The following is a 23,702-nucleotide window of genomic DNA, read 5'->3' as shown; positions in this document are numbered from 1 at the left end:
CGTGCCGGTGGGAACGAAGGGAACCATCTACGTGAACGGGAACGCGGACATCCGTGACGGGTCCAGCTCGGTCAACGGAAGCGTCGGCTACCGCTACGATTTCTAAAAGAAAGAAAACACAAGGAGGGGGGCCCACCCCCGAAAGGCCTTCCTCCTGACCCTTCAGAGCCGTTCCGGATTTATTCCGGAACGGCCTGGTAACGTCAGAGCTCGTCCGGCAGGGAAATGGCGGGATCCTGGCGTCTACTTTTCCAGCAGCCGTCCTCCGTCGTGCCATTCTCCGTACATCCTGTTTTCACGGGTATTCTTCAGAAATTTTTCCAGGCGCTTGCAGAACAGTTCCGGCTGGTTTTTTTTAATTTGAATGGTATCCAGGCGCACATGGCGGTATAGCCGGGGAAACGCCAGGAAATTGGCGTAAATAAGCGGATCCTGTTGAAGGAGCTGTAAAATATACGAGTCAATACGGAACGTTTCCGGGTTCATTTCCGGCAGACATTTTTCGCCGTGGGGCGTCATTAGTCCCAGCCTGGCCAGGCGGCGGACGCGTTCCTTGTTCAGTTCGGACCATTTACTCTTTCTGGATCGGGGAGTGAGACGCTGGGCCAGGAAACCGGAGGCCGTCTTCTTGCGGGTGCGGTCAATCTATCCGAAGCACAGGGCTTCCTCCACGGCATCCAGATAAAGGAGGGCATGTGGGGAAGGTTTCCTCGTTGTGAGAACCCAGCAGCAGGAGGAAGTGAGGTGGTTGTTTCCCAGCCATATTCTTAATTCCTTCCGTGTAGTGATGGGAAGAAGGTTGTTTATTTCCATGGCGTTTATAGGTCGGTCTTCCGCTGATGTTCTGAGGGCCGATGATACTTCTCCGGAGCCTGCATTTCCAGCACAGACATGGATTCTATCCGGGGACAGCTTCGCGAAGGGCGCCTTTCTCAGGAACCGCTTCTTTTTCCGCCGTTTTTTCCTTTTCCTTCTTCGGAGAGAACCGGCTGGTTTTCTGCTTGTCAAAACAAAAACCGCCATTATAGATGATTTATGAAGAAGAATGTAGTCCTGTCCTTGCTGGGGCTGGTTCTGCTGGTTTCCGCCGTAGCGGCTTTCAATATGGCATGTGCAGAAAAATCCTCCAACCGTGCGGATATCGCGCGGAAACGGGTAACGCCCGTGCTGAATTCCTTTCTGGAGCCGTGCGGCGCCAGGGTGGGAAGTCCTGTGTTTTTACGGGCCGTAAAGGAAGACTCCGTCCTGGAACTGTGGGTGAAACCGGACAAGGCGGAATGCTACATGCTTGCCAAGCGCTATCCGATTGCCGCATGGTCCGGAAAACTGGGTCCCAAGGAGAAGGAGGGGGACAGGCAAACGCCGGAAGGTTTTTATGAAGTGGAACCGTCCGGGCTCAATCCCCGGAGCAATTACCATCTGTCTTTCAACATCGGGTATCCGAATGCCTATGACCGCTCCCTGAACCGGACGGGAAGCTTCATCATGGTGCATGGCCGGGATGTTTCCATCGGCTGCCTGGCGATGACCGATTCCGGAATTGAGGAGATTTATACCATGGTGGAACAGGCTCTGGTTCATGGGCAAAAAAACGTTCCCGTGCAGATTTATCCCTTCGTGCCCACTCCGGCGCGTTTGTCAGAGGAAAAGGATTCTCCCCACGCCGCCTTTTGGGCGGACATGGCCCGAGCGTGGGACTGGACGGAACGGACCCGTACTCCGGCCCGGGTGAAGGCCGTCCATGGCAGGCTGGTCGTTGTGGAGCAATAAAAATCCTCCGGTTGAGGACCGGAGGATAAAGGAAGGCCCGCAGAACAGGGGCGGCAGGAGCGCCCCTGATACCGTGTGTCCGGAATGCTCCGGGTTAGACCAGCTGGGCAATCAATTCTTCGCGGTCGCCCGGCAGAAAATCCATCGGGGCAATTTCCGGCAGCGTATAGCAGCCTGCGGCCAGTTTCATGCTGGCGCGGGCGGAAGCCACCATGACCTGGGCGGTCAGGGCCGGATTGTTGATGCGCATTTCAAATGTGAACATCTGGTTCTGCGTGGAGCCGGAAACGCCCTTGCGTTCCATCAGCACGCCGTGGCCCATGTCTTTCAGCACGTCGATGTCGGGCACCTGCAGCACGCGGGTGTCGTCATGGCTGAAGTAGGAATCGGATTTAATGGCGAATTCCACGTCGGAGAATTTGGCGCCTTCTTTCAGCACCACATAAACCATGCGGCGGTGTACGCCGGAACCCGTGGGGATGGTGAGGGAAAGAGCGTCCGCCACTCCTTCCTTGGAACGCGCCACGACGCTGTGGCCCATGCTCATGCCGGGGCCGAAGTTGGTGTACGTGATGCCTTTGGGAGCCATGGCCAGCATCAGGGTGCGGATGACGGAGTCCGTTCCGGGATCCCAGCCGGCGGAAATGATGGAGACGGCGTCATGCTTGATTGCCTGGGCTCCCAGGGAACGGCGCAGGGCCACGATGTCCCCGTGAATATCGAAGCTGTCAACTGTGTTGATGCCGCGGGCGAGCAGGGGCAGAGCCGTTTCTTCCACGCTGCGGGTGGGGGTGCAGAGCAGGGCCGCGTCCACATGGCCCAGTTCCTCCACGTCGCTTACGGTCTTGATGCCGTGTACAGCTTCGCTGCCGGGGCGGCGCACGATACCTGCCAGTTCCATATCGGGAGCGGCGCGCAAGGCGTCCACAGCGTATTTCCCGATGTTGCCGTATCCTACGATGGCTACTTTAATCATCTTGGTAGTAAATAGTAATGGTTCCTAATGGGGCGGAATGTCCGCCCGGCATTTTTTTCCTTTGGCGCATGTTTTTTAAGTGTTTTGGGAACGCATGGCAAGAACGGAGAATGACAGGGGGCTTTGCGGCATGATTGCCGGTTCTTTGAACGGGGGGCGGAGGAATAGAGTCTGATTACTCGGAACTCTTCCAATAAAACGATGAAAAGCAAATTGATTATTCTGAGTATCGCCACCCTTCTGGGGTGCGTTTCCTGCAATACGATAGGCGGGGTGGGCAAGGATGTGGAAGCGGTCGGCAGCGACATTAATTCCGCCGCCCGTTCCACCAGCCGGGCCATGTAAAAAGGTCATGTAGAGACCTTGGACGAAAGCCGCTTCATCCACCCGGATGAAGCGGCTTTCCAGTAAAAAATGTGCTGCCGCCCGCATGCCCTGATTTCCGGGTGGCCGTAAAGGTTTGGCGTGTTCCATGCAGGATGGAGCCGGACCTTGCCAATTCGTTGGGAACCCCATGGGGATGACTGCCATTCAGGGCAGAATGGCAGGAAGCAAAGTACTGCCTCTTTTCCATTAAAAGAGGGCTTAAAGCAGCGTCCGGCACTTCCCGGGCCTTATTGCATGGACTTGCTGGTGGCCTGGGAGGCGCTGTCAATCTTGCTTCCCATGGCTTCCACGTCTTTTCCTATTCCGCTGATCGTATTGCAGGAGGAGAGAGCGAGGGCTGTGGCGAGCGTCAAAAGGGCGGATTTGATATTCATTAGTCGAAGAGAGGTTGAAAGCCGTATCCTAACCTGCTTCCGGTTTCTTGTCAATGAACCTGCAAGCAGTAGTTTGTTATAGCTTTTTGTTATATTATACCATAGAATAATTGTATTATCGAATAATAACGCTATTTGCTATAAGAAGCCTGCATTTCATTACAGATTGAAAAATACCATGAAAACATCAGTTGCAGGATATCCCAGAATAGGCTCGTCACGGGAACTCAAAGTTGCCGTGGAACAGTATTTCCGGGGGAAAATGGCACCGGAGGCGTTGTTGGAGACGGGAAGCCGCCTTCGCAGGACGCACTGGCAAAAACAAATGGAGGCGGGCATTGACGGCATCCCTTCCAATGATTTTTCTTTTTACGACCAGATGCTAGATACTGCGGTTTTGTTAAATGCGGTTCCCCAGCGGTACCGGGATTTGGGAATTTCTTCATTGGATACTTATTTCGCGATGGCTCGCGGCTATCAGGGGCCGGCTGGGGATGTCAAGGCTCTAGCCATGAAAAAATGGTTTAATACCAATTACCATTACCTGGTTCCCGAGATAGATTCCGCCCCCCTTCAGATTTCCGGGAGTAAACCCTTTGACGAATTCCTTGAAGCCCGGTCATACGGGATTGAAACGAAGCCCGTCCTGATTGGGCCGTTTACATTCTTAACGCTTTCCTCATTGGCGGGGGGACGCACGCGGGAGAGTGTCGCCGGGGAGTTGGCCCGGGCGTATGCCGCTATTCTGGCCCGTTTCCATGAGCTGGACGCGGCATGGGTGCAGTTGGACGAGCCCGCTCTTGTCCGTGACCTGGACAGGCAGGATATCGACCTGTTTCTCCGCTTGTATGAATCCATGCTGCCTTCAAAGGGGCGGGTGAAGGTCCTTCTTCAAACCTACTTCGGAGATATCCGCGACTGCTATGAACAGGTTGCCGGATTGGATATTGATGCGGTAGGACTGGATTTTGTGGAAGGAAAGCAGTCGCTGTCCCTGGTGAAAGAATATGGTTTCCCGAAAGATAAGCTTCTTCTTGCAGGCGTCGTCAACGGGAAGAATATCTGGCGCAATCATTATTCCCGGACTCTGGCGTTGCTGGCCGATTTGAAAAAAACGGGTGCCCGCATAGGCATAGGGACTTCCTGCTCCCTTCTGCATGTTCCCTATACGGTCGCTCAGGAGACGAAACTGCCGGAATATGCTTTGAAACACTTCTCTTTTGCCGAAGAAAAACTGCAGGAGCTCCGGGACCTTAGCTTTCTTTTTTCGCTGGAGAACGCGGAGCCAGAAAAGATTTATCAAGTCAATGATGCTTTGTTTCAGTCGGACAGGATAGGAAAAAATGCTGCTGTCCAGGCGGAAGTATTCGCCTTGAAGCCTGACGATTTTACGAGATTCCCGTCTTTTGAAGAGCGGGAAAAGCTTCAGAAAACCCGTTTCCGCCTTCCCCTGTTTCCTACGACGACAATAGGTTCCTTCCCCCAGACTGCGGAAGTCCGCTCCAACCGGGCGGCATTCAGGAAGAACCTCATTTGCGGGGAGCAGTACAGGCAATTCAACTTTGACAGGATTAAAGAATGCATTTCCCTGCAGGAAAAGATAGGACTGGATGTTCTCGTTCATGGAGAATTTGAACGCAATGACATGGTGGAATACTTCGGCGAGCACCTGCAGGGCTTCCTTTTTACGGAAAAAGCCTGGGTACAGTCCTACGGAACCAGGTGCGTCAAGCCGCCCATCGTCTGGGAGGACGTTTCCTGGATGCGCCCCATTACCGTGGAGTACGCCGTCTATGCCCAAAGCCTGACAAACAAACCGGTCAAGGGCATGCTGACGGGGCCGGTCACGATCCTGAACTGGTCTTTCCCCAGAGAAGACGTTTCCCTGGAGGAGCAAGCCCTGCAGATTGCTCTGGCTGTCCGCAAGGAGGTGCTGGCATTGGAAGAGCATGGCATAGGCATCATCCAGATAGATGAAGCAGCCCTGAAAGAAAAATTGCCTCTGCGTCGTTCCGACTGGCATGGAGAGTACCTGGACTGGGCCATTCCCTCGTTCCGCCTCGTGCATAGCGGGGTCAGGCCGGAAACGCAAATTCATACGCACATGTGCTATAGCGAATTTGCGGCTATTATCCGGGAAATCGATTCCATGGATGCCGATGTCATCACATTCGAAGCTTCCCGTTCCAATCTGGACATTCTCGATGCCTTGAAAGAATGCGGGTTTAAGACTGAAATCGGCCCCGGAGTTTATGATATCCATTCGCCCCGTATTCCCGGAGAGACGGAAATTATGGAAAATCTCCATCGCATGCTACGGAAGATTTTACCGGAAAAACTGTGGGTCAATCCCGATTGCGGGTTAAAGACGCGCGGCAATGAGGAAACGATAGGCAGCCTCAAAAATATGACGGCGGCGGCCAGAGCCCTGCGTACGGAATTCCAGTCATGAAGCTTTCCGAATTGTTTCCCCAAAAGAGGGTTCTTTCCTTTGAGGTGTTTCCTCCCAAGCGGACTTCCCCGATCGGGACGGTTTACCATGCTCTGAGCGCTTTGCAGGGATTGAACCCGGATTTTATCAGCGTGACCTATGGTGCTTCGGGAGGCGCGGGAACCAGCGATACGCTTAACATCGCCTCCTCCATCAAGAAGGATTATATGGTTGAGAGCGTAGCCCATCTTCCCTGCATCAGCTTGACGAAGGGAAATGTGTTGGAGCTTCTGGAACAGTTCCGCCGGAACGGAATTGAAAATATCCTGGCCCTTCGCGGTGATTTGCCCCCGGACAGAGAACCGTGCCGTGATTTCACCTATGCCAGCGATCTCATTTCCTTTATTAAGGAACAGGGAAATTTTCACATTCTGGCGGCCTGCTATCCGGAAGGCCATCCCGAATCAAAAAGCATAGTCGATGATATTCGCCACCTCAAGACCAAGGTGGAGGCCGGAGCGGACCATCTCATTTCACAGTTGTTCTTTGGCAACGATATTTTTCACGCCTACCGGGAAAAACTGGATCTGGCAGGCATTTCCGTCCCTCTTGAAGCGGGAATCATGCCCGTCGTCAATAAAAAGCAGATAGAGAGGATGGTTTCCCTGTGCCATGTCCATTTGCCGAAGAAATTTATACGTATGATGGAAAGGTTTGAGCATAACCCCATCGCAATGCGGGATGCCGGCATCGCCTACGCCGTCGAGCAGATTATCGATCTCGTAGCGCAAGGAGTAGATGGCATTCACCTGTATACGATGAATAACCCGTATGTCGCCGGCCGTATTTGCGAAGCTACCGCCTCCATCATCCGGAATTAATCGTCAGTCCGGATTACTTCATAGCCGTATTCGGTGATAACCCGTTTCAGCTCTTCTATATATAGAAGGGCTGAACGGCTTGGGCGGGATTGTTCCCTGTCAATCCATCCGACCAGCATGTATTCCTTGGTTTTGAGCGGTATGGAAATAATGTTCGAGCCGTTCAAATCCTCGCTGAGAACTCCGGAACAGATGGTATAGCCGTTCAGCCCTATCAGAAGATTGAACAAGGTCGCCCGGTCGCTGACATGGATTTCCTTCCTGTGAACGATGGTGCTGAGAATTTCTTCTGAAAAATAAAAGGAATTATAGGTTCCCTGCTCAAAACTGAGGCAGGGGTAATCTTCCAGATCTTCCAGTAAAACCTGCCTGCGGCGCGCCAGGGGATGTGCCGAACTGACAAAGACGTGCGGTTCTGCCCGGAAAAGGGGATGGAAACAGAGATCGTTCTTTTTGAGAAGCTTGCTGATAACCTGCCTGTTGAAATCATTCAGATACAGGATACCCAGGTCGCTCCGGGATTGATGGACATCTTCAATGATCTCGAAGGTTCTCGTTTCTCTCAGTGTCCATTCGTACTCCTGGATGTTCAGTTTTTTGATGAGATTGACGAAAGCATTGACGGCGAAAGCGTAGTGCTGAGTCGAGATGGAAAATTGGCGTTTGAGAGGTTTTGTATTCAGGTAACGCTGTTCCAGAAGTTCCGCCTGTTCCACAACTTGGCGCGCGTAGGAAAGGAATTCCGTCCCTTCCAAAGACAGGGAAATGCCCTTGGAAGAACGGCGGAAGATCTCAAAATTCAATTCATTTTCCAGTTCCCGGACCGCTTTGGACAAGCTGGGTTGGGATATGAAAAGCCGTTTGGCAGCCTCATTGATGGAACCGCTGTTGACGATGCCGATGATATATTTTAGCTGCTGCAGGGTCATGGGGAAAAGGCAAAAGCCTGGTAAAATGGAGTTATTTCTTTTTCAGGTAACGTTCCTCTTCGCTGAAGACGCATCCGCAATACTTCTGCATGTACAGCCGGAGTTCCCTGGCCTTTTGCTGACCTTCTCTGAAACCGGGGCGGAAATCACGGTAAATGAAACGGGTTCCAAATTTCTCTGCCGTTTTTTCAGCGGTCTTTCTCAGTAATTCATGATTCTGGTAAGGGCTGACGAACAGGGTTGAAGAAAAGCCGTCGACCCCGTTTTCTGCGGCAAACCGTGCAGTCTCTTCAAAACGTATCCTGTAACACGTTCCGCAACGGTTTTCCAGGGAGGGGTAAATGGCGCGAATGAAGGGCCGCAGTCCATATTCATCCCTCATAATCAATTTCAGACCGATTTTTGCCGCGTATTCGACCAGCGTATCCTTTCTGGCCTGGTATTCCTTATACGGATGAATATTTGGATTAAACCAGAATCCGGTTGGTTCCATTCCTTCTTCCCGCAGCATTTCAATGCAGGAAATGGAACAGGGCGCACAGCAGATATGAAGCAGAACACTCATGCGTGCCCGGATATGTACCATGAGCAGGGAAAATCAACAATACTCAATGACGGATAATGAATCAATATGGCGTTTCGCCATCTGCCCGTTAGGTTTGAAGGCAGGCATTCGGATTCTCTTTTCATGTTTCAAACTCTGTTTACCTTCTGGCGGTAAGTGGGCTTTTCCGCTGCGGCATGCGTCCAGCGTCAATATGAACAAGGCTGTCTAGTGCCTCCCTGTCCTGCGGGTTCACCGGCATGTCCGGCTTATTCTCTATGATCGGAATGCGGTATGCCGCTTGTTTCGACTGTGCGGCTACGGGAGAGGTTGTCAGGCGGCCGCTCCTCCCTGCCATGGGAATTCCCGGAACACCGTTCGGAAGCTTCCCTGGGTGGCGGGGCGGTTGCCGTCAGGAAGGCGGGGATGGAGGGGTTAACTCGGGTTGACGGTGGTTGCGGTATCTGCCGCCGGGGCATCGGCTGCGGGAGCAGGGGAGGAAGCTGCGGTTTTCCCTTCCATGGGTTTGCCCAGAAAAGCGGGCAATTCCAGCCCTACGCTTTTGCCGAGTTCATGAAGGGGCAGCGTATCCGTTACCAGATTCTGGACGAATCCTCCCACAGAGGAGTTCCCTCCATTGCCCATGACGACTACCTTGTCGAATTTCAACCCCTTAATGGCACCGGACTGGAGCTCCACAATCTTGGTAAGCTGTTCCGTCACCAGCAGGTTGGAAGCGGCCTCGGAAGAACCTGCCGCCTGGACGATCTGCTGAAAACCGCGGGCCTTGCCTTCCAGCACGGCTTCAATCGCGGCCGCTTCACCGCGTCCCACCATTTCCATGCCTTCCCCTTCCGCCTTTTTCTTCAGGAGGGTAGCCTGGGCTTCGCCATCCGCCAGTTGGCGGATGGCTTCCGCTTCCGCCCTGCGCTGGATGAGCAGAGCCTGCGCCTTGCCTTCCTGTTCCAGTTTGAGTACTTCCGCCGTGGCCTGGGCCTGCACTTCGCGCTGGCTCTTTTCAATGCGGGCCGTTACCAGGATGTTGGCTTCCTGCGTGGCGCGTTCGCGTTCCGCGCGCTTTAATTCCGCTTCTTTTTCCGCCTGGTAGGCTTCTTCCAGGGTTTTAGCCTCCTGCACCTTCTGGGCCACTTCCGCCAGCTTTTTGGCCTCCGCCTGCTTCACTTGCAGCTTGGCGGCGGATTCCGCAATTTTAATCTGGGCTTCGTTCTGGCCTTCAATGGCGATGGCGCGGGCGTTCGCCACCTGGATGGTCTGGTCCTTTTCCGCTTCCGCTTTGCCGATTTCCCCGCGGCGCGTTTCTTCCGCCACTTTGATGGTGGCGTCATTGATGGCGCGCGCAGCGGCTTCCTTGCCCAGGGCGTTGATGTAGCCGGAAGCGTCCTGGATGTCCGTGATATTGGCGTTGATGAGATGGAGGCCCACTTTGTGCAGTTCCACGTCCACGCCTTCCGTGATGCCCTTGATGAGTTTTTCGCGGTCGGAGTTGATTTCCTCAATGGTCATGGAGGCAATCACCACGCGCATCTGCCCCATGATGATTTCCGCGGCCAGGTTGCGGATTTCTTCCCGGGAACGGCCCAGCAGGCGCGCAGCGGCGTTCTGCATGATTTCAGGAAGGGTGGAGATGCCCACGATGAAGGAGGAGGGTACATCCACGCGTATGTTCTGAGAGGAAAGGGCTCCTTGGAGGGGCACGTCAATATTGATAGGGTTTAGATCCAGGTAGCTATAGGACTGGAGAACCGGAAGCACGAAGGTGGAGCCGCCGTGGTAACATTTGGCCGGCTGGCCTGTGCCTACTTTCCCGAAGACGATGAGGATTTTGTCCGGAGGGCACATGCGGTAGCGGCTGAACAGCCAGGAAGCGGTCAGAATGATGAAGAGAACCAGAATGGCGATGGGGATGATTTTGTCCATAGTCGTCTTGGGGTATGATGATTGGGGTGTTTGTTAATGAAGAGGTTTGACGGTGACGATTCCCGCAGTGACGGCTACCACTTCCACCGGGGTTCCGGAGGGCAGGGGATGTTCCCCTTCCTGAACGGCAGGGAGGTACAGCAGCTGGCTGGGATGGGCGATTGTAACTTGTCCGCCGCGTTGGAGGTTTCCGGGAATGCTGATGTAAACGGAGCCGGTCATTCCCTTGAGGGTTTCATAATTCAGGGTGCCGTCTGATTTAAGGCTCATAATGAAACGCATGGAGATGCCGATGATCAGGAACATCAGCACGCCGGTGAAAAAAGCCGCCGCCAGGGAAGCGGCCATCCCCCAGTCCAGACCCTGGGCGAGCACGCCGCCCCAGCCGAAGCCCAGAAAAAAGCCGATGCCGGATTTGATGGACAGCAACCCTACGTCCGCTCCGCCGGAATCCGCATCAAAGTCCAGATCATGTTCCCCCAGCCCGAACAGGGACAGGAGAAACAGGAGCGCTCCCACGCCCGTCGCTACTACGGCGATGATAAAGAAAATGGAGTAATCAGTCATAGGGTGGATTGATTATCGGGAGTATCCATGTTTGGAGGCTGCTTGTCTATGGAAAAAGAGCGGCGGCCGGATATTTGGCCGCCGACGGAAGGGGAAAAATCCCTGCAACTTGTTTTTCTTCCACGCTTATTCCATTTCCACGACGGCTTTTTCTCCCTTTTTGAGTTCCAGTTCCCGGAGCAGCAGGAAGTCGTTGGTCAGCAGGCCTGCCTTTTCAATGGGAGTGGCAGTTCCTCCAATGGTGACGGTGGCCTTGCCGGCGTTGATCCGATTGGGGAACCAGACTCCCAGGCGACCTTTGGCGTCTTTGTTGGCTGTGACGGTGAACCCTTTGGAGGCATCTGCCGGGTCATTCCAGTCGATATGCCACGGGGACGGAGCCCGGGATTCGTCCAGGCGCGCCGTCCAGGCGGGGTCTCCGTAAAAGGCCACGGTATCCCGATCGTGGATAAGCCCCAGCTGGTCCTTGCCCATGCCGTATCCGGCGGAGTTCATGCCCCTGGCAAAGTCCGGATCATTCTTGATTCCATTGATATCCGGGGAGTTGAAATGGACGTCCATGAGCTTGGGGAAGCGGGTCATGGTCTCATCCAGAATGAACTGGTTGTTCAAATACCAGGCTTCCGCCAGGCTGGAGGCGTCATGGTTGCTGAACAGAAGGCCTAGCGTCCCCCAGCCGCCCTTGCCATACCAGGAAGGGACGGTGTAGCCTACCAGCTGGTTGAAACCGTAGCGGCTCAGGGCGGTGACAGCCATGGAATTTTTCGTCTTCTTGGCATCTCCGATCAAGCAGTTCCCCGCCGCGACCCAGACTGCCGGAACCGGCCTGGTTTCAATCACCGGCGCTTTAATTCTATTAAGGAAGGAGAGCAGGTCGTCTTCCTTTCCGTTGAAGAGCACGCCGCGCAAAAAAGTGGTGAATTCCCTGAACTGTTTTTTGTCCAGCGCGTAGAACCGGTTGTTACCGGAAACGATGAGGCCCTTGCCGAAGGGCATTTCCAGATTAAACTGGGTTGCGTGGGAGGCCGTTACGAAGAGCTGCGGGGAATAACGTTTCCAGTATTCCATAAGCTTGGGCGTTACGCCCAGCGTGGTTTCATCCCCCTTGTCCTGTTCTTTCAGGCCTTTCGTGTAGAAAGCCGGCGTCACTTTGCCCTTGGAACCATGCTGTTCCAGGTATTGGAAGGGCTGCCAGTCCGTGATGCTCATGCTGTCTTTGAACCGGGAGGAATCCACATTGGTTGTTCCCATGGCGCGGCTGATGACGAGAGGCTTCGTTGCAGAGGCTATTCTCATGGCGGCCTGGGGGGTGTATCCTGTGACAATGCCCCAGATACAGTCTCCGTAAGGGTCGTCGTCCAGCCGGCGGCTCAGGCGGTGCAGGTCATTCACCAGCACCCGGTCTATTTCCTCCGGGCGCGCGACGACGGCCATGAAGCGGGGAGCCATTTTTTTAAGCGTGTCCAGCCTGGAGAATACGGAATCCTTCACGGTGACGATGGTGCCTCCGTGTTTTTCAGCCAGTTTGTCCGCTACGGCCTTCCAGTCCGGCATAGCGGCTGTTTTTTCGGAAATAACGATGGCATATCCGTTCTTGCCGGAGTCTTTGTTGACAGTCTTTATGACGGTGGTGCGAACGCAAAAAGCCGCCGGAGAGACGGCGGCTTGGGGAGAGTCGGCTTTGTCCGCCTGCTTTTCAGCAGGCGGAGTTTCCGCAGCCGGGTGATCCGGCAGAATGTTCAGGTTGAGATGCTCTCCCTTGCCGAAGATGTCTTTGGCAAGTTTGTTGACCTCTTCCACGGTGATGGCTTTTACGTCCGGAATGCTTTCCCTCTGCTGGTTCAGCCGTTCCGGCCTGGCCTGGGAGTCTTTCAGCAGGGATGTCCAGTAGCCGTTGTCGCGCTGGGCGCGGTCCATGGAGTTAAGAATGGGATTACGGGCACGGTCCAGTTCCTCCTGGGTGATATTTCCCTTGCCGAGGTCGTCCGCAATTCTGGCGATGGCGCTGCGCACAGCCTCCTTATTGCGCATGACGCCGGAACTCATCGTGATAATATAGCCGTCATCCGGATAGGTTTCACTGATATTGAGGCCGGTGGAAGGGGAGTAGGTTTCCCCCATGTCTTCGCGCAAGCCCTTGAATACGCGGTCATAGAAAACTGCCTTGAGCATGTTCAGCCTGCGGGCCAGCTTTTTATTTTCTCCGCCGGGCGTTTTCCAGAAAAGGCAGACCATCGTTTTATCAATGGAGGAGTCATAGGTCAGGTCCTTGGAGAAATTGAAGTCCGCCATGGCCGGATGGCGAAGCGTTTCATCCAGCGTTGCCGGAGCTTCCGCACGTTTGGGAACTGCGCCTACGGTGCGTTCCAGCAGGGGGATGATGTCTTCCGTCCTGAAGTCTCCCGTAACGGTCACTTCCATGTAGTTGTTTTTCAACGGGGCATCCACCCAGTCCCGCACGTCCTTGATCTGGTAGGAGGTAAGCTGTTCCTGAGTGGGGAAGGTGAACCGGGGATTGTTCCTGTAAAGGATGGCCGGAACCTGCTTCTTCATGGCTCCCTGTACTTCATGGTCCATCTTGTTATAAATCATGGGAATGGCCCGCCGGAGCAGGGTAACGCCGTCCTGGCGGTAACCTGGGTGCATCAGGTAGGCCGTCTGGAGCTGGAGTTGCGTTTCCAGGTCTTCCCTGTTGGTGTTTCCGGAAAGCAGGAAGAAGCGGTCCGTCATGGAGAAGCCTACCCCTACCTTCTTGCCTGCCATGATGGCGGCCAGTTCGTCATTGGAGTGGTCTTTCAAACCGCCGCCGTTCATGACGGCATTCGCAAAAAGTTCCAGCCCGGAGGCCTTTTCCGGCCTGCTCAGTTCCCCTCCGTCCACGGCAAAGGTGATGTTGATGGAGTCCTTGTCAAATTCCGTGGGCTTCAGGTTGACGCGCACGCCGTTGGACAGGGTGAGCTGGGTGACTCCCAGGTCGGTGGTTTCCGTACGGGCCGTCACCTTGCCGGGATCCCCGAACTTATAGGAAAAATCCTTGCGGCCGTCCGCCTGGTAGGGCTGTACTTTAGCGGTCTGGGATTCCCGGTACGCTTTCATGATTTCGGCGCTTCCCTGGGAGTTTTCCTTATTGGAAGTGACGATCACGCGGGGAAAGGCTCCGGTCCAGGCTTCCTTCAGGGCTGCCTGGCATTGTTCGGGTGTCAGGTTTTCCACAACTTCCCTGGAGATGGCCCAGTCTTCCTGCGGCGTGGTGAAGACCTTGTCCCGTGCGGCGCTCTGGGCGATGGCGGAAGCCAGGTCTTCCGACTTGGCGGTAGCCCAGGACTTGATGGCGTTTTCCGCGGCGGCGGTAATGTTGCTGCGGGCCTCCGCCAGTTCTTCCTTGTTGAAGCCGAATTCAATGGCCCGGCGCAGTTCCTGTTCAATGGCGGCCAGAGCCGCTTTCCAATTCTTGTAGTCCGCCTGGGTCTGAATGGAATCCACTTCCGCCGCTTCCACTATGTCCGCGCGGCCTCCTTCCGCGGAGATAAAGGGGCAATCCGCATTCTTCGCCATCTTTTCCAGACGGCGGTTCAGCATGGCGTAAGCCACATTCAAGGGGATATCTTTGTTGCGGTTGGCGACGGTATCCGGCTTGTTCACGTAGGGGCGGGCGATGTTGATGCTGGCTTCCGTGCTGGTGGCCTCTTTGTTGGTAATCCAGTGGGCGGTGGTTTCCGTAGCCGTTTTAAGCGTGCCCCGGTCCGTCTGGAAGGAGTAGTTGTCCTTCTTCATGGAGCCAAAATACTTTTCCACCCAGGCTTTTCCCTGTTCCGGTGTGATGTCCCCGGCGATGACGAGCTGCATTTGGCTGGGTACGTAGTGAGTCCGATAATAGTTGATAAATTTTTCCCGCGGCGCGGTGCGGATTACTTCCAGCGTGCCGATGGGATAGCGGTCGGGAATGCGGGTTCCGTCCAGCATGATGGAGAAGACTTCCTTCATGACCCGGTAACCGGCGGAGTCACGCACCTTGTATTCGCTGGTGATGATGCCGCGTTCCGCGTCAATGGCGCTTTCTTCCAGCAGGGCTCCGTCCGCAAAATCCCGCATGATGGTGAAAGCCAGGTCCACGGTGGATTCCTTCATGCTGGGCACGTCCATCATGTACACGGTTTCGTCAAAGGCGGTGTACGCATTTGCGTCCCCTCCCAGGCCCAGGCCTTCTTTCTGCATGGCGGGAATCATTTCCCCGCGCTTGAAATGGGTGCTTCCGTTGAAAACCATGTGTTCCAGGAAGTGGGAAACGCCCTGGATGTCATCCGTTTCATTCAGAGAACCCGTGTTGACGCGCAGGCGGATGCTGAACCGGCCCTTGGGTTCCGCATTCGGGCGGATGAAGTAGGTCAGGCCGTTGGCGAGTTTCCCCTTGATAAGCTGGGGGTCCTGCTTGGGAATGCCTGCCGCCGTTTGCATTGAGGCAGCCTGAATCTTGTTTTCTGCTGCGGCTCCGGCCGGCGAATAGGACGGAAACAGGCACGCAGCAGCCAGAATGGAGGTGATGGTAAATGCCTTCATGGGAAAATACTGCCTTTTTGTTTCACACGATTTTCCGGGCAAGTCAAGCGGCCTTCTCTGCATAAAAGAGGTGAATTTCCGGAAAACCTCAGGAAACGTGAACCATGTCAAAGGGACGAAGAAGGCATCCATTCATCCCGTGGGCGCGGTTCTGAAATTCCGCAGATGCGGTCTACACAACGTTCCCATGCCTCCCGGCCCTGGTAAATTTCCACCTCAATGCGCAGGAAATAGATAGGAACCTCCGGGTTTTCCTCCGGTTTTTCCAGCCGCACGGCATCCTTCTCCGTAGTTACGATCATGTCCATGGCCCGGTCTGCGCAGCGGTCGTAAAATTCCTGCAATTCCGTTTGTTCAAACCAGTGGTGGTCCGGAAACCTGCGGCAGATTTCCACGTGGGCGCCCAGGGAGCGCAGGGAGTTTTCAAAACTTTCCGGACGTGCGATGCCGCTGAGGCACGCCACCCATTTCCCCCGGAGGGCCTCCAGAGGAAGGCGTTCCCCCGTGAACACATTTTCCAGATACCGGGGGCCGTGGTCGCTCACGATGATGTCCGCCACGGGATTGTACTTCCTGATGGCGGAGATCAGCTCATCCTGTGGCTTTCCGCCGCATTTGGTCAGAATGATGTAACTGGCGCGCGCCAGACTGCTCCTGGGTTCCCGCAGGGTGCCGCGCGGGAGCATGGCTCCGGTGCCAAAGGGCGCGCCGCAATCCACCAGCACGATATCCAGTTCATGCGCCAGTTTCAAATATTGCATGCCGTCGTCCAGCAACAGGGTGTCGCACCCCAGGTGCTCAATGGCGAAGATGCCGGACTTGATGCGGTTTTTGTCCACCAGCACCGCCACGCCGTCCAGATTTTTGGCGAGCATGAAAGGTTCATCTCCGGAATGCAGGGGGCCCAGGTAGCGCGTTTTCCCGTCGCTGGCGATTTTGGGAAGATTTTCCGGCAGCCTGCCGTCCTTGTCCCTCCATTCCTGAGGTTTATCCAGCTCTGAGCTCTTGTAGCCGCGTGTCAGGATGGCTACTTTGCGCCCGCGCCGGGTAAGGGTGCGGGCCAGCAGTTCCACCACCGGGGTTTTTCCGGTTCCTCCCACGGTGATGTTGCCCACGCTGACCACCAGCATTCCCAGCCTGGCCTGCCTGGCGATGCTGGAATGAAACAGATACAGCCGTGCCAGAACCACCAGCCTGAACAGCCAGGAGGCGCCGCGCAGGATCATGCGCATCATGGCGGCGCGGAATCCCTTGGCACGGCCGAAGATGACTTCCGTCCCCCACTCTTCAAATTCTTCCGATCTGGATTTCATGGCAAGCCCGGCGGCGTTCCTGGAAACTCCTTCAGTGGAGGATGCGGTGGCAGCTGTCGCAGTAAACGGTCTCGTGGCCGCCCAGCACTTTCATGCGGGCGTTGTCCGTGATAACCATGTGGCAGCCGCCGCAATGGCCTTTTTCATCCATTGGCACAATGACCGGAACCCCCTTGCTTCTGGTCATCCGTTCATATTCCCCCAGGGAATTTTCCGGAACGGCGGCGGCCAGATCCGCGCGTTCCGCATTCAAGTGGTTCAGGAGCTCCTTGTCCGTCTCTGCCGTCCGGTCAAAGCGCGCGAGCGTTTCCTCCAGTTCACGCTGGGCGTCCCGTGCACGGCGGATTTTCTGCTCCATGTCCGTTTTTGCTGTTTCCAGGCGCTCCATCAATTCCAGCTCTGAGGTTTCCAGAGAGTCAATAGCGGCTTCCGTTTTTTCCACCTCCTGGATGCACATCTGGTATTCCTCGTTTTTCCGGGTGTTGGACTGAAGGGTTTTCATTTTGCCGATGTAGGTGCGTTTGGTTTCAACGGCGGCCTCCACGTCCCGTATGCTTTTTTCAATGCCTGCCACTTCCTGTTTGGCGGCCAGGGCCTTCTGCTTGATGGCCTCCATCTGCTTCAGCAGGCGTGTTCTCTGTTCCGGCAGGGAAGCCAGCTCCTTCCGGAGTTTGGAAATCCGCACATCCTTTTCCTGAAGGATCAGCAACTGGTCTAAATCGGCATGATTCATCGCCTGCCACCCTAGCATGCCCTGTCGGGGGGGGAAAGATTTTTTCTTGGCTCCGGGGCGGCGGTTCTGCCGCTTGTTGACGGTGCGGGGAAGTCTGAGAAATATTTTTCTGTTCTCTGCTAAGTATTTCAAGCAGGGCTTTCTGTTGTGTCGGCGTGCTTCCCTTCGAGGTCTGGGGCATGGAAAATTCCGCGTACTGCCGCGACAGCCGGTCTTTTTTCTCCTGGTTCCGCCAGGAAAGGAAGGCGCATATGGCAAGGGCGCAGACGCAGAAGATTGCCAGGACCATGTATGAATGGCGGTTGGAGGGCATGGAGGAAGGGAACTGCCCTGCATTATAGAAAAAACTGTCTTCCGTTCAATGTAAATAAACAGGCAGGGGAAGACGGCGTTTGCGGGGGAAGAATTTCTGTTCCTGTCTGCCCTGAGCGGAGAACGCTTCCAGAAAGCCGGGAATGTTCAGGGAGAAAGCTTGTGTTGGCCGTCCGGGATGAATGGCCGATGATGCTGGGTGAATGGGGAAAGAGGGGGACAACGGACTTTTCGGGTCATGCTGCTTCCGTCCGGATGTTTTTCCTTTGCAGAAAGGACCGTTTAAAAACCCAGGGCTTCCTTCTGCCAGTTCAACAGGGTGGAAACGCCTTTTTCCCTGTCTTCCGCAATAGCTTCCAGAGAGGCCCGGGTAATCAGGAAGGAGCCTTCCATGCCCAGTTCTTCAGCTTTTTCATCCCTGAGTTTGCACAGGCGGGCCAGATTGTCCTCAAATTGGTCGGAATGTTGCCGGCGCTGAATGCGGGGCCGGCATGGGTAGTCTTCTTCATCCAGCAGGTAGAATTTCTGGAGCGCATTCATGAACCGGCTGCGCCTGTGGGCATGAAAACGGGGCGGGGGCGCCACGGTGCGCTGTTCCTGGAGAGCCACGCTCCACTGGATGAGGTCAGCATTGGAGCAAACCATGAACGCGGGTTTGTCCCACGTTTTGGCTTCCGCATCACGCCAGGTCCACATTTCCCGGAGGGCGGCCAGCCCCTTCCTGTTCAATTTGCCGCAGCCCTGGATGCGCCAGGGGTCCTGATGGCCTGCCAGATGGCGTTCCCGGGCGCGTTCCATGGAATGTCTGCAAATTTCTTCAAACCAGCCCATGCGTCCTTTTTCCCGGAGGGCGGCCGTCAGTTTGTCCGCCATGTCCAGCATGTAATTTACGTCGTTCAGGGCGTAAGTGACCATGGTTGGGGAAAGGGGGCGCCGCGCCCAGTCCGCCTTTTGGGAAGATTTGCTCAGGGTGATGCCGTGGAAGTGTTCCACCAGGGCTGCCAGCCCGAACTGGCGGAAGCCCAGCAGGCGCGCCGCCGTCTGCGTATCCCAGATCATGGCGGGCAGCGTTTCCCAGGCGTTTTGAAAGAGGCTCATATCGTAGTCCGCTCCGTGCATCCAGACTTCCGTTTCTTTCAGCCAGTTGTAGAAAGGCCCCATATCTTCGATAGAGAGAGGGTCAATCAGGCAGGAACCCGTTTCGTCCGCATATTGGATCAGGCAGATTTTTTCCTGATAGCGGTGCAGGCTGTCTGCCTCCAGATCCAGGACTACCCGTCCCGCGGGCTGTGCGGCGGCGCGTTTGCGCCATTCCAGTAATTCCTCTTTCTCGCTAATCATCTTATTGCAACGGAGCGGGATTGAACCATGTATCCGGACGCCGGGCAACTGGAAATGCAAAAAAAGTGCTGATGGGGCAATCATGTATTGCCTATTTCCCGGAAATAGGGCACGAAGGTAGGCGTATGGACGAGGAAGCCACAGCAACCGGACGCAACCACGGAGAACAGCCTTTGGATGAACTGATGAAGCGCTGGCATCTGACCAATCACGACCTGGTGGAAATTTCTCCGGAGCAGCTTACCCACAAGCAGGTCCAAAAAGCCCGGCAGGGGCGCCAGCTTACCCTGAAAATGATGCAGAAGGTATGCCGTGCCTTGAATGTAGCCATCTGGGAACGGCTCACCCCCATGCAGAAAGAGCAGTACTTCGAATACATGCACAAGCATGTGTTCAGCTATGCCAAGGGATATGATCCGGCCTGGAAAGACCCGAACATGGACATGATGGCCTGACCCCGGATTCCGTTACCGGGCGGATTTTGCTTGCTGCCAGCGTGCCTCCATGGCCTCCGCAGAAGCTTCTTCCAGGGAAAGACCGTCTTTGGCAAGCAGCCGTTCCATTTCGTTGAAACGCCGCTCAAATTTTCTGTTTGCTCCGGCCATGGCCGTTTCCGGGTCGATTCCTTTTTTCCTGCACAGGTTGACTACGGAAAACAGAAGATCCCCCAATTCTTCCGCGACGCGGGGGTCTTCCTCCGGTGCGGAAAGAATTTCCCCGCATTCCGCGGTTTCTTCCTTCACCTTGTCAAGGGCGCCTTGGGCGTCCGCCCAGTCAAATCCTACTTTGGCGGCTTTTTTCTGGAGCTTCCATGCCTGGAGCATGGGCGGCAGCCCCTTGCCTGTTCCATGCAGGTATGGGGTTGTTTCCGCCCCCTTTTCCCGGCGTTTGATCTTGTCCCACTGAGCTAATACGGCATCCGTCGTGTCCGCCTTGGACTGGGCAAATACGTGGGGATGGCGGCGGACGAGTTTTTCGCTTACTTCCGCAGCCACGTCATTGAAATCGAAACGCCCTGCTTCCTGGGCAATCTCCGCATGAAAAACCACTTGAAGCAAAACATCGCCCAATTCTTCCCTCAGCTGCGTCCAGTCATTCCGCTGAATGGTGTCCACGACTTCATAGGCTTCCTCGATCATATTGGAAATCAGGGAATGGTGGGTTTGCTCCGCGTCCCAGGGGCAGCCGTGGGGCGCGCGCAGACGTTTCATGATGGCGATGAGGCGCTGCATTTGAAGGGCAGGCTCGCGGCATTCGATCATTTCAGTGTCGTTCATGACGGAGCCATACTAATCGCGCAAGGGCGGATGACTAGAAAAAATTCCTCTTTACCCGAAACGCTTCTTCCTTACACTCGCCTCCATGGAAGTTCACACGTGGAAAGAACGCACGGAAGAGGGAACCCTGGTGTACAGGGCATGCCACCATGCCGGCAAATGGAAGCTGGAGTGCGCCCCCAAGGTGGGCCGTGCGGAACGTGACGATGTGGAATGGGAACACGTGGAATTAACGCGGGCGCACTGGGTGACCCTGCGTGGTGTGCTGTGGCGTAAATACCAGCGCAAGCGGTGCCCGTGGCGTTTCATTGAAACCATAGACAAGCTTCTGGAAGAGATGCCGGAAGAGGAGGGTGCCGATTCCCCCGATGGGAAGGGCGGACGATAGGAGCCTCTTTCAACTTTCTGCCGTGCGGGGAATGCTGAGGTCGGTTGTCAGGGAATGGCTTTCCTGGGTGTATCCTTTTGTCTGCGAGTTATGCGGCCGCGGCGGCCTGGATGGCTGCCATGTTTGCCCGGACTGCCGCGGAAGTTTCGTGCCTGTCGAGCCTCCCTTCTGTGCCGTCTGCGGGGAACCGGCGGAGGGTTCCTTCATCCCGTCCGGATTATGCCGTCGCTGCGCGGTAGCTCTCCCCTCTTTTGAGGAAGCCCGTGCCGTGTATGTGAATACGGGATCATTGCGGGATCTTCTGCTGGCTTTCAAATATGGGGGAGCCGTTCATCTGGCCGGCTCCTTCGCGCAGATGATGGCAGAGGCAGTGCGTGGAAATCCTCACTGGTTCGGCGGGAAAAAACGCCTGATCGTTCCCGTGCCCATGCACTGCGGCAAACAGGCTCGAAGGGGGTACAACCAGGCGCAGGAACTGGCGGTTCTGCTGGGAGAGGAACTGGGCTGGCCGTATGCCGGCGTGCTGAAACGCCTGCCGGATACGCTTCCCCAGGCCAGCTTGTCGCGGGAGCAGCGGCTCAGACATGCCCGTAAAATTTATGCGGCGGATGAAAAAAGGATGAAACGCAGCCCCGTCAGGGGCAGGGATGTGCTGCTGGTGGATGATGTTTTTACGACCGGAGCCACGGCAGACTCCTGCGCCCGTCTGCTCCTCCGCTCCGGGGCTGCTTCCGTCTGCGTGCTGACGCTGGCGCGGACGCATCATGCATGGCGCGGCTGAACCGGAATTTTCTTTCAGCCCGCCTGTTTCCTTTTTACAATGGCAGGCATGAATCCGGAGCTGATGTTTCATACGGAAGATGAAGTCATGTTTTATGATACGGACTGCGGCGGGGTGGTTCATAACCTGGCCTATTTGCGCATGATTGAGGCCTGCCGTACCAAACTTGGCGCTAAATTGGGAATGGATTACAAAACCATGAGCGATTTGCAGCAGTTTGCCGTAGTGGTGCGCCATGAGATTGACTATGTGCGTCCGGCCGTTCTGGGAGACACCATTTTGACGACGGGATGGCTTCAATCCGTGGACCGGGCCCGCTTCTGGTGCGATTTTGAAATGAGGCGCGCTTCCAATAATGATCTTCTGGTCAGGGCTCATCAGCAGCTAGCCCTGGTCCAGATGCCGCAGGGGCGTCCTGTGCGTATTCCTGCCGAATGGCGTGCGAGATGGCTGGAATGCATGGAATCCTGATCTTTTTTTGTCCATCTTCCATTTTACGCTTGCCATGAAAGGGGGGGTGGTGTTTACTGCTTGCGCCCTTCCAGCAAGGGTAAGTGCTTGGGTAGCTCAGTTGGTAGAGCAGTAGACTTTTAATCTATTGGTCCCGGGTTCGAGTCCCGGTCCAAGTACCATTCCTTTTTTGAAACCCTGTGGACTCAATAGTTTACAGGGTTTTCTCTTTCTTGTTTCAGATGCAGAAAATGGCCCAAGTGCTATCTGTTTCACTTACAGGTTAATAGCATTATATGGCGGTAACCGTTCTGGTTAAAAAGATGGAAGTAGTTGATTGTAAATAGGCTGGAATATATATATCCCAGGAAATTTTTAAGGGATATGGCGTTGGGCGTAGCAGGCTATTCTGTCCGTACTGCCGTCATGGGAATCCATCCCGGACGGCGCGTTCTATTTCATGAAACAACAGGAAATGGTCCTTTAAATGGTACAACCATGATTTAACGTCGGCCAATTCATGGGCTTCCAGCATGGTGACGGGCGAAATGAACGGATTTTTTTTAACGGCGATTTCGATAAGCCCGATGATTTCATTTCTCTTGCTCAGGACGGGAATGGCCAGATACTGCATGTATTTTTCCTCCGGAGGCTGGTTGCGCTTCCGGAAAAAGCTGCGCTGCACTTCTTCCGGGCTGGAAAGAACCAGGGGGCTGAGGTGGCGTTCCGCGAATAATTGTTCATCCAGCATGGCGGGTGTTTTCGTTACGGGCCGCGGAGGCTGTGCCAGCAGGGAAGGGGTGTCGTTATTGTGTTCTCCCTGTGCGTAGCCTGTAACGTGCAGCAAGGTTTGGTCTTTCCTCCGCTCTGCCTGAATATAAAGCACTTCAAAGACAAGGGAGTTTTTATATTCAGCCAGCGCAGCGGCAATGGTGGAGCACAGGAACAGGCAGGCTCCGTTGAAGCTTTCCGTCGTCCCCCTTGAACCGTCCGTTTTTGCCTCCCGGCAACTTTCTCCATTCAGTTTATTGGCGAAGTTTTCGTATTCTCCGCTCAGGGCGGCGTAAGTTTTTTTGTAAGGAGCCGCACTGCGGTTTTTCAGGGCGCAGGCATGTTCCCTGGTTTCCCGGTTTCTGTTGAGCAGTCTCTGGTATTCCACATGCCATACAATGAAAGCGGCGCCCAGAATGATCAAAAGGACTATTTTCCCCGTATTGGCTCCTTCCATGGGAGTTCCCCCGATGATGGAGATCACGACAACCAGAATAGGCTGGAACAGATTTGCTTTTTTGAGGAAAGAGGGCTCTTTGAACATAAAAAGACGCTGTGCAAGTTTTGTTAAAGGTGTGTTATGAATTGATTATCAAAAATATTCCATATCTGGTGTGACGGCAGTACAGAACGGAGGTAAGGTGCAGAAAGGTTTTTTCTTATGGCATTTTAAATTAAGTTTATTTACAATCAATGAGTTTTTTGCTAATTTAGAAGTATTCTAATACGGTATTTCTTTGAATGATAAGGATTCTTTTATTCCAATAATTGTTAGGAAAAAAGAAGAATTTTCCTTTTGGGAAATGATTTGGTAAACAGCGGTGTTTTGTCTAGTTTTAACCTTATAAAGGAATTATTTTTGATTACAGGGCAAAAAATAGGGCATAGGAAAAATCCGAATGAAGAAGCGGATTTTTATGCAATTCCCCTTCATGGGAAAGGATGGCAAGGAGTGTGAAAATAATGAATGGTTCCCGGAATG

At 54.6% G+C, this 23,702-nt stretch carries 20 protein-coding genes, 1 tRNA gene and 1 pseudogene; 9 read left to right on the top strand and 13 right to left on the bottom strand.

Annotated elements, in window-relative coordinates:
- Nucleotides 1–243 precede the first annotated feature (243 nt).
- A pseudogene (locus BHW66_RS12830) lies at nucleotides 244–813 on the bottom strand (YdeI/OmpD-associated family protein).
- 222 nt (nucleotides 814–1,035) lie between these two features.
- On the opposite strand from BHW66_RS12830, the gene BHW66_RS10900 reads away from it, so the two are divergent.
- Nucleotides 1,036–1,770, top strand: a complete 735-nt coding sequence (locus tag BHW66_RS10900; RefSeq protein ID WP_237973470.1) for a L,D-transpeptidase family protein — start codon at nucleotides 1,036–1,038, stop codon at nucleotides 1,768–1,770.
- A gap of 94 nt (nucleotides 1,771–1,864) precedes the next feature.
- On the opposite strand, the gene BHW66_RS10895 is transcribed toward BHW66_RS10900, so the two are convergent.
- The gene (locus BHW66_RS10895; protein WP_012419633.1) at nucleotides 1,865–2,746 is read right to left on the bottom strand and encodes a diaminopimelate dehydrogenase; all 882 of its coding nucleotides are present in this window, start codon (nucleotides 2,744–2,746) and stop codon (nucleotides 1,865–1,867) included.
- 201 nt (nucleotides 2,747–2,947) lie between these two features.
- Here BHW66_RS10895 and BHW66_RS10890 point away from each other — a divergent pair, with 201 nt between their 5' ends.
- A complete protein-coding gene (locus BHW66_RS10890; RefSeq protein WP_012419632.1) occupies nucleotides 2,948–3,091 on the top strand; it encodes a hypothetical protein in 144 nt (47 codons plus the stop codon).
- Between the two features lie 269 nt (nucleotides 3,092–3,360).
- Here BHW66_RS10890 and BHW66_RS10885 read toward each other — a convergent pair whose 3' ends face one another.
- A complete protein-coding gene (locus BHW66_RS10885; protein WP_094139218.1) occupies nucleotides 3,361–3,507 on the bottom strand; it encodes an entericidin in 147 nt (48 codons plus the stop codon).
- 178 nt (nucleotides 3,508–3,685) lie between these two features.
- Between BHW66_RS10885 and metE the strand changes: the two genes are divergently transcribed.
- Nucleotides 3,686–5,959: a 5-methyltetrahydropteroyltriglutamate--homocysteine S-methyltransferase gene (metE, locus tag BHW66_RS10880; RefSeq protein WP_022198598.1), complete on the top strand. Its 2,274-nt coding sequence runs from the start codon at nucleotides 3,686–3,688 to the stop codon at nucleotides 5,957–5,959.
- Nucleotides 5,956–6,819, top strand: coding sequence for a methylenetetrahydrofolate reductase [NAD(P)H] (gene metF / locus BHW66_RS10875; protein WP_022198597.1), 864 nt, complete (start codon nucleotides 5,956–5,958; stop codon nucleotides 6,817–6,819). The genes metE and metF overlap by 4 nt, the downstream gene beginning before the upstream one ends.
- Here the strand turns inward: metF and BHW66_RS10870 are convergent.
- The 8 genes from BHW66_RS10870 to BHW66_RS10835 form a co-directional block, all read right to left on the bottom strand.
- Complete coding sequence (locus BHW66_RS10870; RefSeq protein ID WP_022198596.1) at nucleotides 6,816–7,748, bottom strand: LysR family transcriptional regulator; 933 nt, start codon at nucleotides 7,746–7,748, stop codon at nucleotides 6,816–6,818. The genes metF and BHW66_RS10870 overlap by 4 nt on opposite strands.
- A 31-nt stretch (nucleotides 7,749–7,779) precedes the next feature.
- Nucleotides 7,780–8,313: an epoxyqueuosine reductase QueH gene (locus BHW66_RS10865; protein ID WP_046436864.1), complete on the bottom strand. Its 534-nt coding sequence runs from the start codon at nucleotides 8,311–8,313 to the stop codon at nucleotides 7,780–7,782.
- Nucleotides 8,314–8,727: 414 nt separating this feature from the next.
- Nucleotides 8,728–10,230 (bottom strand): flotillin family protein, encoded by a 1,503-nt coding sequence (locus BHW66_RS10860; RefSeq protein WP_022198594.1) that lies wholly within the window; start codon nucleotides 10,228–10,230, stop codon nucleotides 8,728–8,730.
- A 33-nt stretch (nucleotides 10,231–10,263) separates the two neighbouring features.
- On the bottom strand, nucleotides 10,264–10,797 hold the full coding sequence (locus tag BHW66_RS10855; protein ID WP_012419629.1) for a hypothetical protein: 534 nt from the start codon (nucleotides 10,795–10,797) through the stop codon (nucleotides 10,264–10,266).
- 126 nt (nucleotides 10,798–10,923) lie between these two features.
- The gene (locus tag BHW66_RS10850; RefSeq protein WP_179219091.1) at nucleotides 10,924–15,354 is read right to left on the bottom strand and encodes a M16 family metallopeptidase; all 4,431 of its coding nucleotides are present in this window, start codon (nucleotides 15,352–15,354) and stop codon (nucleotides 10,924–10,926) included.
- Between the two features lie 107 nt (nucleotides 15,355–15,461).
- Entirely contained in the window at nucleotides 15,462–16,667 is a 1,206-nt protein-coding gene (gene lpxK, locus BHW66_RS10845) for a tetraacyldisaccharide 4'-kinase (protein WP_046436791.1), read from the bottom strand.
- A gap of 31 nt (nucleotides 16,668–16,698) precedes the next feature.
- On the bottom strand, nucleotides 16,699–17,418 hold the full coding sequence (locus BHW66_RS10840) for a C4-type zinc ribbon domain-containing protein (protein WP_022198590.1): 720 nt from the start codon (nucleotides 17,416–17,418) through the stop codon (nucleotides 16,699–16,701).
- Nucleotides 17,419–17,994: 576 nt separating this feature from the next.
- Complete coding sequence (locus tag BHW66_RS10835; RefSeq protein ID WP_022198589.1) at nucleotides 17,995–19,053, bottom strand: ribonuclease D; 1,059 nt, start codon at nucleotides 19,051–19,053, stop codon at nucleotides 17,995–17,997.
- 125 nt (nucleotides 19,054–19,178) lie between these two features.
- Here BHW66_RS10835 and BHW66_RS10830 point away from each other — a divergent pair, with 125 nt between their 5' ends.
- A complete protein-coding gene (locus BHW66_RS10830) occupies nucleotides 19,179–19,508 on the top strand; it encodes a hypothetical protein (RefSeq protein WP_012419624.1) in 330 nt (109 codons plus the stop codon).
- A gap of 12 nt (nucleotides 19,509–19,520) precedes the next feature.
- Here the strand turns inward: BHW66_RS10830 and mazG are convergent, their stop codons facing one another.
- Nucleotides 19,521–20,330, bottom strand: coding sequence for a nucleoside triphosphate pyrophosphohydrolase (gene mazG / locus BHW66_RS10825; protein WP_012419623.1), 810 nt, complete (start codon nucleotides 20,328–20,330; stop codon nucleotides 19,521–19,523).
- Nucleotides 20,331–20,415: 85 nt separating this feature from the next.
- Between mazG and BHW66_RS10820 the strand changes: the two genes are divergently transcribed.
- From BHW66_RS10820 to BHW66_RS10805, 4 genes are all read left to right on the top strand, one after another.
- Complete coding sequence (locus tag BHW66_RS10820) at nucleotides 20,416–20,718, top strand: hypothetical protein (RefSeq protein ID WP_046436786.1); 303 nt, start codon at nucleotides 20,416–20,418, stop codon at nucleotides 20,716–20,718.
- A 31-nt stretch (nucleotides 20,719–20,749) separates the two neighbouring features.
- Nucleotides 20,750–21,499: a ComF family protein gene (locus BHW66_RS10815; protein ID WP_164917384.1), complete on the top strand. Its 750-nt coding sequence runs from the start codon at nucleotides 20,750–20,752 to the stop codon at nucleotides 21,497–21,499.
- Between the two features lie 39 nt (nucleotides 21,500–21,538).
- The gene (locus tag BHW66_RS10810; RefSeq protein WP_031930350.1) at nucleotides 21,539–21,970 is read left to right on the top strand and encodes a thioesterase family protein; all 432 of its coding nucleotides are present in this window, start codon (nucleotides 21,539–21,541) and stop codon (nucleotides 21,968–21,970) included.
- Between the two features lie 85 nt (nucleotides 21,971–22,055).
- Nucleotides 22,056–22,131, top strand: a tRNA-Lys gene (locus BHW66_RS10805).
- Nucleotides 22,132–22,373: 242 nt separating this feature from the next.
- On the opposite strand, the gene BHW66_RS10800 is transcribed toward BHW66_RS10805, so the two are convergent.
- Complete coding sequence (locus BHW66_RS10800) at nucleotides 22,374–23,264, bottom strand: hypothetical protein (protein WP_046436784.1); 891 nt, start codon at nucleotides 23,262–23,264, stop codon at nucleotides 22,374–22,376.
- Nucleotides 23,265–23,702 lie beyond the last annotated feature (438 nt).

This window comes from Akkermansia sp. 54_46, assembly GCF_001917295.1.
In the GTDB taxonomy this organism is placed as follows: Bacteria; Verrucomicrobiota; Verrucomicrobiia; order Verrucomicrobiales; family Akkermansiaceae; genus Akkermansia; species Akkermansia muciniphila.
This window is presented reverse-complemented; position numbering and strand designations above follow the sequence as displayed.